Raw genomic sequence first — 16,481 nt, 5'->3', positions numbered from 1 at the left:
ATGAGCAAAGCAAAGGTTCTTATTACTCCCCAGGCTTCTTTTGGTAAATTTTCGCAAGCAGAGGAAATTCTTCGAGAAAACGGTATAGAACCTGTTTTTCCTCCTTATCCTCATCCCTTAACAGAAAATCAGCTTTTGGAAGTGATTGCGCCCTTTGACGCTCTTATTTTCGGCCTGGAACTACTTACCGAAAGGGTTTTTGAAAAAGCAAAAAACTTAAAGGTTGTCTCTAAACATGGGGTAGGTGTGGACAACGTAGATATTGAAGCAGCTACCCGAAGAGGTATTGTGGTTACCAATGCTCCAGGTAGTAATGAAAATGCGGTTGCTGAACTTACCATTGCTTTCCTGTTCATGCTTACCCGCCATGTTGTGCAACTACACGAGGATTTGCGAAAAAAACAATGGGGGAAAATGGTGGGAATGGAACTTGAAGGCAAAATCCTTGGTGTCGTTGGCACAGGAAGAATTGGGAAAAGAGTGGCTAAAAAAGCAATGGCTCTGGACATGCGGGTTCTGGGATATGACCTTGTGCCTGACCAGGAGCTTGCGTCACACCCACAATTCCAGTACACCGACCTGGAACAGCTTTTACAGACCTCTGATTTTGTTACCCTGCATCTTCCTTTAAACGAGAAAACCAGGAAGCTAATCAACCGTGAAAGGTTAGCTTTGATGAAAAGAACGGCTTTTCTGATTAATACTGCAAGAGGAGGGATAGTTGACGAGAAAGCACTGTACGACGTTCTAAAAGAAGGCAGGATTGCAGGTGCTGCGCTGGACGTTTTCTCTCAAGAACCACCCTTTGATAATCCTATCTTAGAACTACCTAATGTGATAACTACACCTCATATAGGCGCTGATACCAGGGAAGCAGTGAGAAACATGGATGAGGTGTCGGCAAAAAACGTAATTTTGGTGTTGCAAGGGAAGCCACCCCTTCACTCGGTTAATTTCCATCTTTTGCAGAAGGAGGATGTTCATGAAAGCTCTTCTTAAAACCCATCAAGGGCCAGGTCTTGAAATTGCTGATATGCCGGTTCCTGAACCGCTCGAAAATGAAGTGCTTATCAAAGTTCAAAAGAGCGCTATTTGCGGCTCAGATTTAAAGATCCTTCACTGGATGCCCCCAGTAAGTTCCTTGGTCGAAAAGCTTCCTTTTGTTCCTGGGCATGAATGTTCAGGCACTGTTGTGGAAGTAGGCAAGAACGTCAAACACTTTAAAGCTGGCGACCGAGTAGCTGTGGATACCCACATTTCTTGTGGTAAATGTTGGCAGTGCCTGAATGGAAGGGCCCATACCTGTGAGAACATGCTCCTTTTTGGACATCAGGTCAATGGGTGTTTTGCAGAGTATGTTACTGTTTCAGAAAGAGCCGTTTTTGCCCTCCCTGAAGAGGTGGATTATGAAACTGGTTGTCTCTTTGAACCCATGGGTATTCCCTTTCGTGCAGTGGAACGAGGAGAAGTGAAGGGCGAGACAGTTCTGGTGATAGGTTGTGGCCCTATAGGTCTTTTTGCAATTGCTTTTTCACGTCTTATGGGTGCTTCGCGCATTGTAGCCGCTGATATAAACTCCTATCGTTTGGAACTGGCTAAAAAGTTGGGTGCCGATGTGAGTGTTGACGTTCGGCAGTCTTCTTTGAGAGAAACACTCGATGGAACTCTGGGTTTCGAGAAAGGGCTGGGTGTGATTATTGAAGCTTCGGGTAGCGTGAAAACGCTCAAAGAGGCAATTGCTGCCACCAGAGTCGGGGCGAAAGTGATGTGTATTGGTCACAGTCAGGAAGCACTTTCTTTGCAGTTATCCCCGGAAATCGTATTGAGAGAGCTGGAGATTGTTGGGTTTTTTGGCAGACGAATCTGGGATACCTGGGAAAAAGTATCTGCTCTGGCAAAACAAAATAGTGAGTTTTTGAAGCAGGTTATTACCCACCGTTTCAGCATCGAGGAGTACGAAAGTGCTTTTCAGGTAGCTGAGGAAGGTTCAGGAGGCAAAGTGCTTTTTAACTTCGGACAGTGACAATATCTGAAAGCAACTGCAACGGTAACTAAAGGATTTTTGCAAAAGCAATGAATTTACTGATTACTCAACCACGCACCTTTTACAAAAAATATTTTTGTCGCCGCTTGCTTCTATTACCTCTCCAGGCTTTACTATTAAAAATCTTTCCTCATCCCAGGCTCCGCGCAGGAGGTCAGAGAGTAACTTTGTGTCACCTCTGACCTCCTCAAATTCCCAGCCCAGAAATTCTGCACACTCTTGGGTAAAGCGACAGTATTTCTCGTCTACGGAGAATCCCCAGCTAATGTATATAGCTCTGCTATACTCTCTTTGCCAGTTATCTTCAAGTTGCATTAAGAAAGCTGCGTTTTCTTCACCAAATTTATTTTTAAAAATTTGATAGATGAGTTCTCTTCGTTCCCTGCTGGGTTGAATGCTGTGTTCAATCCATCCCGACGAATACCAGTAGATTCCCCGGTATTTTTCAAAGTAGTAGTGGTATAGTTCTGAAGAACCAAGGAGCAGGCTTATGCAATCGTGAACCCGCGGGATAACCAGTTGATAGCGTTTTGAGCTAAGTCCCTCGGTACCATTACTGCACAAACCGTAGGCAAGCACAATGGCATCATAATCGTACTCAAACTCAAGGCCTTCCTGCTGATAACTCATTTTTTGGGGTGAGGTGGCGTGTATTTTTTCCTGAAGTGTCTGGCGCAAGCTCGGAGGATCGTTATGAAGTCCCAGAGGGAGAAACTCAACATCACACACATTGGGTGACTGCGAAGCAAGTAGAGAAACTTCACGCCACATGGAGCGGCATGCTAAAACTTTAAATCTTTTACCAGTAATACTATGCATTGTCTTTCACCCCTTGAGTTTTTTATTTAGAAGTATTTTACTTAATATATCGGTTTTTGTTTCTGTATCTTTATAGTTTTTTCAAAAAATTTTTGTTTTCGAATGGATAATTAACAAAAGCACAGTTTGTTTATTCCTTGTTTGTAATTTTTATACCAGGTTACCGCTTTGTCAAAAGAATGGGTTTTTAGTTCTTGCCTCAACTGGTCTCTCAGTTCAGGAGAAACACGTTTTCTATAGTTACTCTCTCCAGTCCTGCTTTTCGAGCTTCTTCCAGACAGCGCAAAGCAGTTTTTCTGCTTGTCTGGGGCAAATCGTAAAAATAGAATTGGGGTGAAAAAGCCAGCAGGGTGTAGGGAATCGAAGGATCCAGATTGGCGATGTAACGGGCTATTTCATACACTTCCTCTTCTTCTACGTATCCTGGAATCAGAGGAGTGCTTGCAGTTAAAAGAAAAGCCTCTCCTCCTTGCGTTTTACGCCAATTTACAATTCTGGCAAAATTATCCAAGGTTTTCTGATTGGAGAAGCCAGTAAGAACGCGATGCAGTGTATCATTAAAAGCCTTGAGGTCAAACTTAATACATCCTCCGCTATGCGCGGAAACCTTGAAAGCCTGGAACAGGAGGTTTTCGTTCATGTTGCCACAGGTTTCAAAGCAAATGCGCAAAGTGAGAAGACGTTGTTCTGCTTCTGCTTTTTGAATTGCGAGTCGGGAGAGAGCAATAGCATGGTGGAGTTGGGGTACAGGGTCTCCTCCAAAAAAGCAGATACAAGCCACCTGTCTGGTTACTTTCTCAAGCAATTCATTGACGCTGTATAGCGGTTCCATTTTTTGTAGCAGATGGTGGTAGTGCCAGTTCTGACAAAAAAGACAATTCAGAGAACAACTTCCGTAGAATATAGCCAGGTTGTAGTATTTTCTTAAATCAGGTAAGGAAAAACTTGCTTTTTTCCCATAAGGGCAAATCCATGAGGCTACACAATTGGTTGGCAAGGAATCGTAGTACCAATGCAGGAGTCCCTTCTGAGGGTTACCAGTACGGTATCGAAGACGGTTATTGCGGTTTTCGTACAACCCACAGTAACCATGTTCTCCATCGCGCATTGCACATTGATGGAAGCATAGGGAACACCTTACCTTGCCTTGACGTGGTGGGTATTCAGGAAGGTCCAGTTCTTTACGGACCAGTCGGTGCACCTGGTCCGCTCTTTGCAAAGCTTTCTGAGGATGTTGTAGGATGCACTTCCTGCACAAAGCAAGCACTTCACTTATAAGTCTGCTTTTGCGACCACATATGTTACAGGTTCCCATTGGGTCTATTTTTTCTCATGGCAAGGAATTCAAGCAGTTCCAGTAAAAGGTGGTGATTTGCAGCAATAAGGGAGGTGGAAGTGGGTTCCCACTCTTTTCCATCAAGGCTTTTAAACTCTCCGCCAGCTTCACTCAAGACAACCAAAGAAGCAGCTATATCGTAGAGAGCCACCTGGGGTTCGAAGTATGCATCAAAACGACCACAAGCAACGTAGCAAAGTTCGATCGAAGCTGCTCCATAAGCCCTCAGATCGTTAACTGCAGGAAGAAGCTCTGTGTAGAGGGAAGCGCTTTTCTCTCTCAACGCAATGTCATAAGGAAAACCAGTAGCAATCAGCGCACTATCCAGGGTTTTCTTTCCGCTAATGCAAATTCTCTTGCCATTTAAGTAGGCTCCTTTGCCCCTTGCAGCCCAAAAGGTTTCTCTTAGTTCGGGTATGTGAACGATGCCGATGGTTGGTACGCCAAGCTCGAAAAAAGCTATAGAAACCGAGAAAAAAGGCAACCTGTATATGAAATTACTTGTACCATCGATTGGGTCAATGACCCAGGTTTTATTTAAGTGTTCCAGAGAAATAGAGCCTTCTTCCCCAAAGAAAAAGTCATCTGGAAAGGAAGTTTTTAAGAGACTGATAATTAATTCCTGAGCTTCTAAGTCGACATTGGTTACCAGGTCTGCCCAGCTGCTTTTTTGGTCAATGGTCAAAATTGCTTCCTTTTTAGAAAGTAAAAATTCACCAGCCTGGTGAGCAACTTTCAGCGCAGTTTCCAATCTTTTTTCAGTCAAGAGCGTACCCCCTTTTCTCGCATTCTTCGACAAAGCAAGCATATTTTTCCTGATACGCTTCCTGCAAAGCAGGGTCCGGTTCAAAAACCTTTTCAATGCGTATCATTTCTCTCACCGCTTTGCTAATCCCTCCCCAATACTGAGCGCTGGCGATTACACAGGCTCCCATTGCTGCTTCTTCTGAGGCTGGAACACAAAGCGGTAAGCCACTTATAGAAGCTCTGATTCTGCACCAGAGTTCACTTTTTGCACCGCTTCCTGAAGCGAATATCTTCTTTACTTTATCAACTCCAAGCCTTTCCAAAAGTTCTATGGCGAAGCGCTCTACATAGCCTACTCCTTCAAGGCAAGCTGCATAGAGCTCTTCCTGAGTATTTTCTTTGCCTATTTTAAATGAGCGTGCCTCCTGACAGGAAAAAGGTAGTCTTTCGCCTTCCCTCATCAGTGGGTAAAAAACAATTCCGGTAGGTAGGGAAACACTTTCACTAACCTTTCTGTCCCAAGCCCGGTACTCTTCTCCGGGGAAAAGCTTCTGTAAACACTCTCCACCGGTATTACTGGCACCACCAGGCAACCACATTCCTTCGGGATGGCGGTGACAGTAAATTCTACCCCGGGGGTCTCTAATCAGCGATTTTGATATCCCTCTTAAGACCAGCGTCGTCCCCAGGGTGGAAGAAAGGTCTCCTAAACCATGTGCTCCAGAAGCGTAAAAAGCAGCCGTACCGTCAGTAGCTCCTGCTACAACCAGAGTTTTTGGAGATAATCCGAGTTCATCAGCAACTTCTTTGGAAACCGTGCCTATGACTTCACCGGTTGGAACTACTTTGGGTAACTTGCAGAGGGGAATGCCTAAATCTTTTTCAATGAACTCTGGCCAGCAGTTATTGATGAGGTCATACCCCATTTTGAGGCAGTTCGAAATGTCAGAAATACCCCATTCACCGGTTAGTTTGGCGTTGATAAAATCTGTAGGATGGATAAAAAAGCGAGTTTGTTCAAAAATGGAGGGTTCATTTCTTTTTATCCACAATACTTTGGATAGGGCAAAAGACGCTCCAAATTTGTAGCCAAGGTTTTCGATAAACGTTTTTGCGAACTGATTGATCAAGAAAGCCTCCTCTTTCGCCCTGGTATCGTTATACATTATTGCTCTTCTCAAGACTCTTCCTTTTACGTCGACCGGAATAACTGAACCCGAGGTGGAATCCACAGCCAATGCTTTTATCGAAGCATGATTACTGTTTTTTTGACGAAGACGATATAGCAATCGCCTTAGGCAGGCAAGCGTTTTGTCCCACCATTCTTCAGGGTCTTGTTCGAAAAACACCCCTTCCAGCCAGGAACGAGTTATCGTTTCTCTGCTTTCAGCCACAATATTGCCCTTCAAGTCACTTGCAATACAGCGTACTCCTTGCGTGCCCACATCTATGCCTGCTACAAGATCCATTTCCTATAGTACCTCCCCTTTCAGTCAAGACTATAACACAAAAAACTTTTCTCTAACTATGGTAAAGCAGACTGTAGTATCAAAAAATTTTCAAAGGGTGGGATACCATTTGCCCAAACAGCGTTAAAATTATCCAAAAATAAATCTCTTTTAAAGGTGGTATCAGTCGGAGTGGCTCAAAAATCCGCTTCTTTTAAAAAGGGTGTTCATCGAGGACGCCCCAGAAAACAAACTAAATTTTTAGGCCCGGTTGCTAACCTTGAAGAACACGTTCCGCCAGATTGGTGGAGAACTCTTTTTGGGCCTGTTTACCTCAAAACTGACGGTGATGTAGTCGAGGACACGAATCTTACCCGAACGGAAGTTGATGTGATATTGGAAATTTTGCAACCTTCTCCTGATGCAGCTATTCTGGATCTTTGTTGTGGTCAAGGTAGACATTCTCTGGAACTCGCCAGAAGGGGTTATACCGGAGTTTGTGCTTTGGATCGCTCCAGATATCTCATTCAGAAAGCTAAGAACCAAGCCAGAAAAGAGGAACTTAATGTAGCTTTCAAGGAAGGTGACGCTCGGAAATTACCTTATCCTGATGAGAGTTTTGACTATGTTTTGCTTCTCGGAAACAGTTTTGGTTACTTTGAAAGCATCAGGGATGATATTCTGGTTCTCCGCGAAGTCATGCGAGTTTTAAAACCCATGGGTAAGGTTTTTATTGATGTAGCAGATGGTGAATACCTTCGCAACAATTTCAAAGCTCGTTCCTGGGAATGGATTGATAAAAGGTATTTTGTGTGCAGAGAGCGGTCACTTTCTACGGATAGGACACGTCTCATTTCTCGAGAAATTGTAATACATGCTCAGAAAGGGGTTGTTGTGGACCAGTTCTATAGTGAAAGATTATATTCTGAGAAAAGTTTGAAAGAACTTCTTGAAAAATCAGGTTTTAGTGAAATAACTTTCCACGGTGAATTTGTCCCTCAGTCTTCACGGAATCAGGATTTGGGCATGATGGAACAGCGCATTCTGGTTACTGCCCGTGTCAACAAACAGAAAAAGCGTGTACAGAAGAAAGGCTTAATTCGTTCTCAAAAAGAAATCGTGGTTTTACTTGGTGATCCCAAGCAAAAGGATTTTTTAAAACCTGGAACCGTCTTTGACGAGGACGACTTTTATACCATAGAGCAACTTAAAGAAGCATTAAGCAGGCTGGAGAGATTTCGTTTCACTTTTCTTGATAACCATGGGACGTTGATTAGGGAACTTATAGGCCTGAAGGGTAAGGTTGATTTGGTTTTGAATTTTTGTGACGAAGGATTCAAGAATGATCCCTATAAGGAGTTGCATATTCCCGCTTTACTCGAAATGCTTGATCTACCCTATACCGGTTCTGGACCACAATGTCTGGCCTATTGTTACGACAAGTCTTTGGTAAGAGGTGTAGCCAGGGAAATGGGTGTTCCCGTGCCCAGAGCCTGTTTTATAAAACCCGAGGATATGGCATTTTCTATTCCCATTGCTTTCCCGGTAATCGTCAAACCTAACTTTGGTGATTCGAGCTTTGGCATAACTGAAAAGAGTGTTTGCTTTTCTTTAGAAGAACTTGTCGAGGCAATCGCATGGATACGTGAGAAGCTCGGTTATACGCAACCTATTCTGGTAGAGGAATTTCTTACTGGCAAGGATTTGAGTGTGGGAATTATTGGTAATCTTCCCGACAACTACATTGTTTTACCAATTACTGAGGAAGACTATTCAGAACTTCCTCCCGATTTGCCTCGCATATGTGGCTATGAAGCCAAATGGCTCCCTGATTCTCCGTATGGGAAGGTAAGGTCGGTCAAGGCTGAAATTCCAGAGAGCATCGAGAAGTTAATTGTAGAGCATTCTCTTAAACTCATTGAAAGATTTGGGTGTCGTGATTACGTGAGGCTCGACTGGAGGCTGGATGAAGAAGGATATCCTCGCCTTCTGGAGATTAATCCCAATCCCGGCTGGTGTTATGACGGACATCTTGCCAAAATGGCAGCCATAGGTGGCATGTCTTACTCCGAATTGCTACAAACCATCATCGAAACAGCATTATTAAGGATTGAAAGACAATGAATACGTAATTTTTCTTCCGACAACCTGAAAATTATTTCGAAAGTTACAATAGTTGGGAGTTCGTAACCTTTCCTATGTGCAAAAAAGAGACTTTCCTTACAGGTCTTGGTTACTTACTCCCAAATTTTTGTAGTAGTTCTGGAGTATTCATTTGTCCTACCTGATCAATTGTTTTTTTGTCTGGTGGAATGCTCTTTCCTAATCTGGCAAAGAATTCATTTTTGTGTAAACGGTTGGAGAAATGTCTGGCAGCCCAATCGCTGCTATAGCCGCGCTGGGATGTCATTTCTAAGACAGTGTGTCCCCAGAGTATCATCGCGCTTTCACGAAAGTAAGGCGCTAAGGGCTTAAGATAAGGAGAGTCGAAATCATCAACAAATTTTTGACCGTACTTATTGAGTTCGGTTCCTACGAAAATGGGCATTGCTCTCTTTTTAGCTGCTTCTACTATGGCGTAAAGATTAGCCACTTTTGTTTTCCTCTCTGCAGGATCTTCGAGGTTCCAGTTGCGGTCGGGAACAAGAAATATACTTTCTATATTTTTTTCCAGGCAGAAGTCAAGCAGGAAATCGGGATCTTTTTCACCGTCCCTGGTACCGTCGAGCCAGGAAAAGGAAGGGATGGCTCCGAGTTCCCAAATCATCGAGTTGACCTCTTTCAGAGTTGGAAAATCTCCAGCGTCAGGCTCAATGTACCCAACTCCGCCAAATTTTGCCAGTTTCGTACGAAGAAAGTCGTAAAAATCTGGTTTGTTGTTAATTAAGCTCTTCAGTTTTAGAGGTTCAGCACAAAGCTTTTGTGACCAGAATTCTATCCTTTCTTCCAGCTTGGGGAAAACAAGTTCAGCTTTTGAGTCATAAGCTTTGATTATATGGCGCTCAGTGGGGTTACCACCTGGAGTAAGAGGAAGCACATCCTTTTCATAGTCAATAGCTACTTCCGGCAGATAAGCATTTATTTTTTCTATGACCTTTAAGTTTCTGTTCTGGGCAATCTCACGAAGCCGAGTTAAAGTCTTTTCTGCTGTGCTATTGGGTGTTGGCAACCTGGTAAAGCCATTGCCCATATAATATGCTACACCAGGTTCGTTGGGAGAACTTAATTCCTGCTCTTTAAATTCAGGAAGGTAAATCCTGGTTTCGATACCCGAAGCCACTCGAATGCCTATGCTAAGCCCACCCCATAAGAACTCGGGCATGGCATCGAGCACGTCAAAATCTACGCTTCCTGCCATCTCAAGACGTTCTTTCTTTGCTTTGTAAATAATATGGAGAGGTGAATAGCCATAAGCGTTAAAGGAGAAAAAGGTATGGAAGTGAAGATTAAAAATGGGCAAAGGGGGCTGGAAAGTGATTTCCCCTCTTTTTTCCATATCACATATTTTTAAAAAGGCACTTCTGCGAACCTCGGGGTTAAAGTCATCAAGTAACCGCTCAAGCTCTTCCAACTTCTGCATCAATACCTGCTCCTTTCCTTTTAGGAATGTTGGTGTTTTTATATTACCTCAAACTTCAGAACGCGGAAACAAAATTTTAAAGTGATTGAAAGAACAAAGTTTTCTGTAAGTGTTAAACCTGAAAGAAATAAGAGTAAATAAGAGGGAGGTGGCACCCTGGCTGGAGTCTTGAAAAGTCCAGCCAGGGTGCCACATTCACGGGTCTACTCTACGAGAAACTTGTAAATAGTGGTGGTTTTATAAGTTTCCCCGGGAAGAAGCACCACAGAGGGGAAGTTGGGCTTGTTAGGAGAGTCTGGATAGTGTTGAGTTTCAAGACAAAAGCCGTAGTACTGCCCGTAATATTTACCGCCCTTCCCTACCACATCCAGCCAGTTGCCACAGTAAAGCTGCACACCAGGCTGGTCAGTATAAACTTCCATTATCCTGCCTGAAGTTAGTTCTTTCACCTTTGCAGCAAGGATGAGTTTTCCCTCCGGGTTGTTGAGGACAAAATTATGGTCGTATCCTTTAAACGGAGGCTCAGCAAGTTCCTTAATCCTTTCTCCGATAGTGTGAGGAGTTCTGAAATCGAAAATGGTGCCTTCAACTGGTGCTATTTCCCCCGTTGGGATAAGCGTATCATCAGTTGGTGTATAGTGGTCAGCATTAAGCATCAGCTCGTGTTCTAAAATGGTTCCATTCCCCTCGCCTTTAAGGTTGAAGTAACTATGGTTGGTAAGGTTTACAACCGTAGGTTTATCGGTTGTTGCCAGATAATCTATGCGTAAAGCATTGTCATTGGTTAAGGTATAAGTAACCGTTACGTTCAGGTTGCCCGGAAAACCTTCTTCACCATCGTGACTTAAGTATTTTAACCTGAGAGCAGGACCATCTGGGGTGTATAGAGGATATGCTTTCCAAACTCTCAAATGAAAGCCCTTTACTCCACCATGCAGACTGTTGGGACCATTGTTCTGAACCAGGGTGTAGGTTCTGCCATCGAGGGTAAACTGACCATTGGCAATACGGTTTGCGTAGCGACCAACAATACATCCAAAGTAAGGGTTATTAGGGCTTTCATATCCAGCTACATCATCAAAACCCAGGACAACGTCCGCAAAGTTTCCGTCTTTGTCTGGCACCCATAGTTCTGTTACTGTTCCACCCAGAGTTATTATCTTGACCATCATCCCGTTTTGGTTTACCAAAGTGTATTGTTCTACAGGAGTTCCATCTTCAGTGCTACCCCAAGGTGCTTTATCAATTTGCATGTTTTGAAGAGACCAGGCGGGAACAGCGATTACTACAAGCAAGGCAAACACCAGAAGGACAAAACTTAACCTCGACATGTGTAACCCCTCCTATCAATTTTTTGCTCAAAGTATGTCTTTGAGCAAAAATATATTATAACTTAAAAGGGGTTAAGTCAATATTGACCATAAATATTTTTGGTCAGGGATTCATAGAGAGTGTTGGTTCTTTCCTGCTTTTACTTAACAGTTACAACGAAACACCTAAAAGCGGGCAAGTTCCAGCACTGCTGCGTAGAAAGTAAAAAATGCCACCTAAGAAATTTTTCTCGTTTTTTGGTTTCATGTTTTAAAATAAAAAGCCTTTCGCTTCTTTGAGCAAAATTTACTCAAAAATCGCTGAAGTTCAACTTAAGTTTTCACTTTCAGGTTTTCCAAACAGCAATTATTACGATTCTGGCTAAAAAGAAGTCAATGAGTTATAGTAAAAATGGAGAGGTAACAACTTTGGTTCCACTTAGTTTTCGCTGCTTTTAGATGGGGGTGAGAGTTTATTAGAAGCCATGAGCATAGCGCTGGTTTATAAAAACCTGTGTCCGGTGTGTGGTGGGGACCTCGAGTGGAAAGAAATAGAAAGCGGTAACTGTAACCGACTTGGCACAACTTTTCTCTCCCTTGAGGAGGATTCTTTTCGGGAATTTAGCGACTTTTTTGAAGAGCGGACTGGAATGCAACTCAAGTCTTTGCAGCGCTATTTTGCCAAAAAACTACTTTCAGGCCTGAGTTTCTCTGCTTTTGCTCCTACAGGCTATGGGAAAACCCTCCTGGGGCTTGTTTACAGCGCTTATCTTGCGGAAAAGGGCAAAAAGTGTTATCTCCTTTTTCCTACTGTTCTTCTGGCAAATCAGAGCTTTGAGCGACTTAAGCAATTGACCAAAAGTTCCATTCTTTTCTATCAGAACAAATCACCAAAAGAACGCGAAAAATTTTTAGAAAGGCTTCAAGAGGGCAATTTTGATATACTTTTGACCACTACTGCTTTTTTGGGTAGACACTTTGATAGCTTAAGCCAACTGCGATTTGACTTTATCCTGGTTGACGATGTTGACGCACTTCTCAAGGCCTCTCGAAACATTGAAAGAGTGCTTATGTTGCTCGGTTTTTCCCAACAGGAAATTGAAGAGAAAAAACCCGATACTTCTAAAAAACATGGTCAGCTTCTTGTATCCACCGCCACTTCAAGACCGGGTCCCAAAGCTCGAATTTTTACCAATCTCCTTCATTTCAGCGTTGGAAGCACACACTTTAATCTGCGGAACATTGACGACTACGCAATATACTGTGACGACCAGCAAGAGAAATTGGAATCACTTTTGTGCATTACGAAAAACTTGGGTTATGGAGGACTGATCTTCGCCAACACCGAGCAGGAAGTAGAAGAGCTGGCGACATTTCTTTCAAAGCATTTGAAATGCGGCGTAATTACTTCGCAAACAACCCGAAAGGAACTTCAAAAAACGATTCAAGAGTTTGAAGAAGGCAAAAAAGATTTGCTCCTTGGTGTCGCAGCTCCTTATGGAATCCTGGTCAGGGGACTGGATTACCCTTTATGTTTTCGATACACGCTTTTCTGGGGAGCTCCGTTCTTAAAAGTATCATTTGGAAGTATAGACGATTTAAGCCCAGGTATGCTCGCTCTTCTTGCTTTCGCGTTTCGGGGTCATCCGGAAATTGAAAAGGAGCTACCCTACCTCAGGAAACGCGAGAACTCCCGTGAGAAGGTTAAAATGCTAATTAAAAAACTTCTCTTTGATGAACATTTCACAAGGACGGTAAAGGAAGTAGTTATTGAAAACAACCAGCTTCTAATACCCAACCTCCCGGTCTACATCCAGGCTTCAGGGAGAACTTCGCGCCTTTTTGCAGGAGGCGTGACTTATGGGATTAGCTTTGTTCTGGAAAAAGAGACTTTCTTTGAAGCTTTTCTGCAAAGAGCAATGTACTATGAAATCAACTTCAAGAAACTATCAGCGTGTGACGTCTCAAAAATAGACTTTCTTTCGATTAAGAAACGTCTCGATGAAAGCAGGGCTCGTTATGCCTCTTCAAAGGAAAACAAAGACTGGATTTATCCACTCTTTTTTGTTGTAGAAAGTCCTACCAAAGCAAAGCAAATTGCTCGTTTTTTTGGTCATCCATCTATGTTTTCTCTTGGGGAACAACCTTTCTATGAGGTAGCTACCGGTGAACATCTGCTGGTGATAACTGCTTCTTTGGGCCACCTGGTAGACCTTGTGGAAGAAGGAGGATATCATGGTGTCACAATCGACAATGGAAAGTTTATTCCTTACTATGGTTCTATCAAAAAATGTACCAAAGGAGACCAATTTGTGGCTTATAAAACATGCCCCCGTTGTGGTGAACCTCCTGCATTTGACTCCCACCAGCGCATATCCAACCTGGTGAAGGTTAGTCGGTTAGCTGAAAACCTGATTATAGCTACTGACCCTGATACCGAAGGCGAAAAAATCGCTTACGATGTTGCCAGCTTAACAGCAATTGCGCGGCGTGCCAGGAGGGCCGAATTTCACGAGGTCACTAAGAAAGCGGTTCTACAAGCTTTAATGTCTCCAAGAAATATTAACCACAACTTGGTAAAGGCACAACTGGTACGTCGCATCGAAGATCGCTGGATTGGGTTTGAAATTTCCAGCATTCTCAGAGAACGTTTTAATGGAACCAATCTTTCGGCTGGCAGAGCACAGACCCCTCTTTTGCAATGGATTGTAGAAAACTACCGCAAACACCAGGAAAAAGTGCGTTTTTACTATCTTGAAATAGAAGGTCGGAGAATAACCCTGGGAACCGAAGAGGACCTTAAAATTGAAATGAACAACGGAGATAGAGTAACACTATTTATTGAGAAAATTGCAGAAAGCCAAGAAGTGAAACTTCCCCCTCCCCCTTACACTACTGATACTCTTCTTGACGAAGCGAATCGTCTGTTTAAGCTGAGTTCCAAGGAAATCATGCGTACACTCCAAAAGCTATTTGAAAACGGGTTCATAACTTACCATCGTACTGATAGTACTCGTGTCTCTGATGCCGGTCTTGAAATAGCGCGCCTTTATCTCAAAGAACACTTTGCAGGGAGAAAATGGCAGGAAAAAGCCGAAGGTGCTCACGAATGCATCCGCCCGACCAGAGCAATAGACTGGAAAACCTTGAGGGAACTTATCGAAGAGGGAGTTATCAGAACCTCGGATGTCATTTCCTACCGGGATTTTAAGGTGTATGATCTGGTTTTTAAAAGATTTATGGCCAGCCAGTGTCCACCAGTGCGGCTTTTAACGCTCCGATACTCACTAAATTTTAGGGGCTCGGGTTTAACAAAGGAGATAACACGCGTTGTGTCTGTTGACGGCAAGGCTTTCGAGCTCTATCCACAAATTGTTTCCGTTGAAAAACCTCTTCCCGAAGGCCTTCAGGAAGCAACTATCTCGGTAAAGAGAGTGCCGAAAGTGCCGCTCCTTACTCAGGCAGATTTGGTAAGACTAATGAAAGAACGGCGTATAGGAAGACCCTCCACCTACTCGTTTTTGATTAACCGCCTTTTTGAGAGAGGGTATGTGGTTGAAAAGAATTTTCGTCTTATTCCCACCCAAAAAGGTCAAAGGGTTGCAGACTATCTGGCTCAGGAGTTTTCTGAATTTCTGTCTGAAGAGCGCAGTAGACTACTTGAGGAATTAATGGACCAGGTAGAAAAAGGAGTCAACTATAAATAATGTGTAACTGGAACAAATTTTTCACCTTTCCTGAGCATAGCAAAGATAACCCTCAACAGCTTGTTACAGAGGGCAATCATTGCTTTTCTGTGGGGCATTCCCTCACCTCTCTTTTTCAAGTAATAAGCTCTAAAGTACTCATTGCAGCGCATAACTCCACTTGCCATGAGGTAGAGACATCTCCGCAAAGACTTAGAGCCCCTCTTGCTGATTCCACCTCGAGCATACCGGGAACCAGACTGTTTGATAGAAGGGTCAATACCTGCATAGGCAGCCAGTTTCCTTCGGTTTTCAAACCTGTGTATATCCTTGACTGCAGCCAGAAAATGAGCCGAGGTGATATCACTGACTCCTTTGATGGATTTGAGGAGTTCCAAGTTGTCTTTCTGGTTCTTTTGGATTTCCTCGATGAACTGTTTGGTAATCTCCTGGAGCTTCTGGTTGAGGAACCGGAGCATCTCCACTTCATGTTTGATGATCAGGGCATAGTTGGTGGTGGAGATACCGATGGAATCTCTGGCAAGTTCCAAGAACTGTTCAGCACTGAGAGATGGTTTTCTTCCTCTTGCTTTGAGCTTTCTGAAGACAGCCTTCACTCTGCCTGGGGAGGCTTTGAGAACCGAATGGGGAGTGGGAAATTCTTCAAGTACCGAGAGCAGGAAATCGGTGAAGATGTTGCGGTGAGCCACCAGTTCCGGGAAGACCACCACCAGGTGTTGTTTGAGCTGGGTCTTGGTTCTGGCAATCTGTTGAGTGAGGCTTTCCCTCACCCTGGCCAGGGCAGCCAGGTCATCCAGCTTGTCAGGGATGAAGTGAGGAATCACTTCCAGGTTTTTGAGCAGAAACCTGGCGATGGTGAGGGCATCAATGCGGTCAGTTTTGGTATTGCGCAGGGTGATGCTCTGAGAGAACTTTTTGATGAGGGCGGGGTTGATGAGTGCCACCGGGTACTGGTTGGTAATCAGGAAGGCCAGGAGGTTGAGGTGGTAACTCCCAGTAGACTCCACACCAATCAGGGAGTTGGGATAGGAGCTAATAAGCTGGCTGAGGGCAGTGAATCCCTCCAAGTTCATATGCAGTTGACCTTCACTGAGCACCTGCAAAGAAGCATCGATGATTGCATAGGTGAACCTGTCCCTGGAAACATCAATGCCTATGAAATACTGCCAGGAGTTTTTGTTCATGGCCAGACCTCGCAAAAGTTATTTTTGGTTTTTCGTCCCAAGTCCTATCTCCCGCTTGACAGTGGCTTGGTAGCCAAATCAACCAATAGGGACTTTAGGGACGGGGGACAGACTCCTTTTGAAGCTCTAAGGCTTAGGGGAACATGGTCCTCTGTCCCTTTTAAGTTTATACCATAATTATTCGTAGGAGATAAAGACTATCTTGCTGTGCTCCAAGAGCTTTATCAGGAAATCCAAGGCATTAAAGAAAAAGGAGCAGTTTTTGCCACCGAGAAACCTTAGCAAAAGAACGCTTGATTATTAATT

11 protein-coding genes are annotated in these 16,481 nt (G+C 43.7%); 4 read left to right on the top strand and 7 right to left on the bottom strand.

The features are described from left to right. On the top strand, positions 1-999 hold the full coding sequence (locus tag QBE54_RS04800; protein WP_369019207.1) for a phosphoglycerate dehydrogenase: 999 nt from the start codon (positions 1-3) through the stop codon (positions 997-999). Then, positions 983-2,023 carry a zinc-binding dehydrogenase gene (locus QBE54_RS04795; RefSeq protein ID WP_369019206.1) on the top strand — a complete coding sequence of 347 codons (1,041 nt, stop codon included), beginning with the start codon at positions 983-985 and terminating at the stop codon, positions 2,021-2,023. The genes QBE54_RS04800 and QBE54_RS04795 overlap by 17 nt, the downstream gene beginning before the upstream one ends. 63 nt (positions 2,024-2,086) lie before the next feature. Here QBE54_RS04795 and QBE54_RS04790 read toward each other — a convergent pair whose 3' ends face one another. The 4 genes from QBE54_RS04790 to QBE54_RS04775 form a co-directional block, all read right to left on the bottom strand. Further along, complete coding sequence (locus QBE54_RS04790; RefSeq protein WP_369019205.1) at positions 2,087-2,863, bottom strand: DUF1638 domain-containing protein; 777 nt, start codon at positions 2,861-2,863, stop codon at positions 2,087-2,089. A 211-nt stretch (positions 2,864-3,074) separates the two neighbouring features. Continuing rightward, positions 3,075-4,178, bottom strand: a complete 1,104-nt coding sequence (locus QBE54_RS04785; RefSeq protein ID WP_369019204.1) for a radical SAM protein — start codon at positions 4,176-4,178, stop codon at positions 3,075-3,077. Continuing rightward, a complete protein-coding gene (locus QBE54_RS04780) occupies positions 4,165-4,965 on the bottom strand; it encodes an inositol monophosphatase (RefSeq protein WP_369019203.1) in 801 nt (266 codons plus the stop codon). The genes QBE54_RS04785 and QBE54_RS04780 overlap by 14 nt, the downstream gene beginning before the upstream one ends. Then, entirely contained in the window at positions 4,958-6,415 is a 1,458-nt protein-coding gene (locus tag QBE54_RS04775; RefSeq protein ID WP_369019202.1) for an FGGY-family carbohydrate kinase, read from the bottom strand. Before QBE54_RS04775 ends, QBE54_RS04780 begins: the two co-directional genes overlap by 8 nt. A 171-nt stretch (positions 6,416-6,586) precedes the next feature. Here QBE54_RS04775 and QBE54_RS04770 point away from each other — a divergent pair, with 171 nt between their 5' ends. Next, positions 6,587-8,518: a methyltransferase domain-containing protein gene (locus tag QBE54_RS04770; protein WP_369019201.1), complete on the top strand. Its 1,932-nt coding sequence runs from the start codon at positions 6,587-6,589 to the stop codon at positions 8,516-8,518. A gap of 109 nt (positions 8,519-8,627) precedes the next feature. On the opposite strand, the gene QBE54_RS04765 is transcribed toward QBE54_RS04770, so the two are convergent. Next, on the bottom strand, positions 8,628-9,974 hold the full coding sequence (locus QBE54_RS04765; RefSeq protein WP_369019200.1) for a hypothetical protein: 1,347 nt from the start codon (positions 9,972-9,974) through the stop codon (positions 8,628-8,630). 203 nt (positions 9,975-10,177) lie between these two features. Then, positions 10,178-11,227 (bottom strand): aldose epimerase family protein, encoded by a 1,050-nt coding sequence (locus tag QBE54_RS04760; RefSeq protein ID WP_369019393.1) that lies wholly within the window; start codon positions 11,225-11,227, stop codon positions 10,178-10,180. 542 nt (positions 11,228-11,769) lie between these two features. On the opposite strand from QBE54_RS04760, the gene rgy reads away from it, so the two are divergent. Next, positions 11,770-14,991 (top strand): reverse gyrase, encoded by a 3,222-nt coding sequence (gene rgy / locus QBE54_RS04755; RefSeq protein WP_369019199.1) that lies wholly within the window; start codon positions 11,770-11,772, stop codon positions 14,989-14,991. On the opposite strand, the gene QBE54_RS04750 is transcribed toward rgy, so the two are convergent. Then, positions 14,982-16,175, bottom strand: coding sequence for an IS110 family transposase (locus QBE54_RS04750; RefSeq protein ID WP_369017714.1), 1,194 nt, complete (start codon positions 16,173-16,175; stop codon positions 14,982-14,984). The genes rgy and QBE54_RS04750 overlap by 10 nt on opposite strands. Positions 16,176-16,481: the final 306 nt, after the last annotated feature.

Origin of the sequence: Thermatribacter velox (genome assembly GCF_038396615.1) — a bacterium.
Lineage (GTDB): Bacteria > Atribacterota > Atribacteria > Atribacterales > Thermatribacteraceae > Thermatribacter > Thermatribacter velox.
This window is presented reverse-complemented; position numbering and strand designations above follow the sequence as displayed.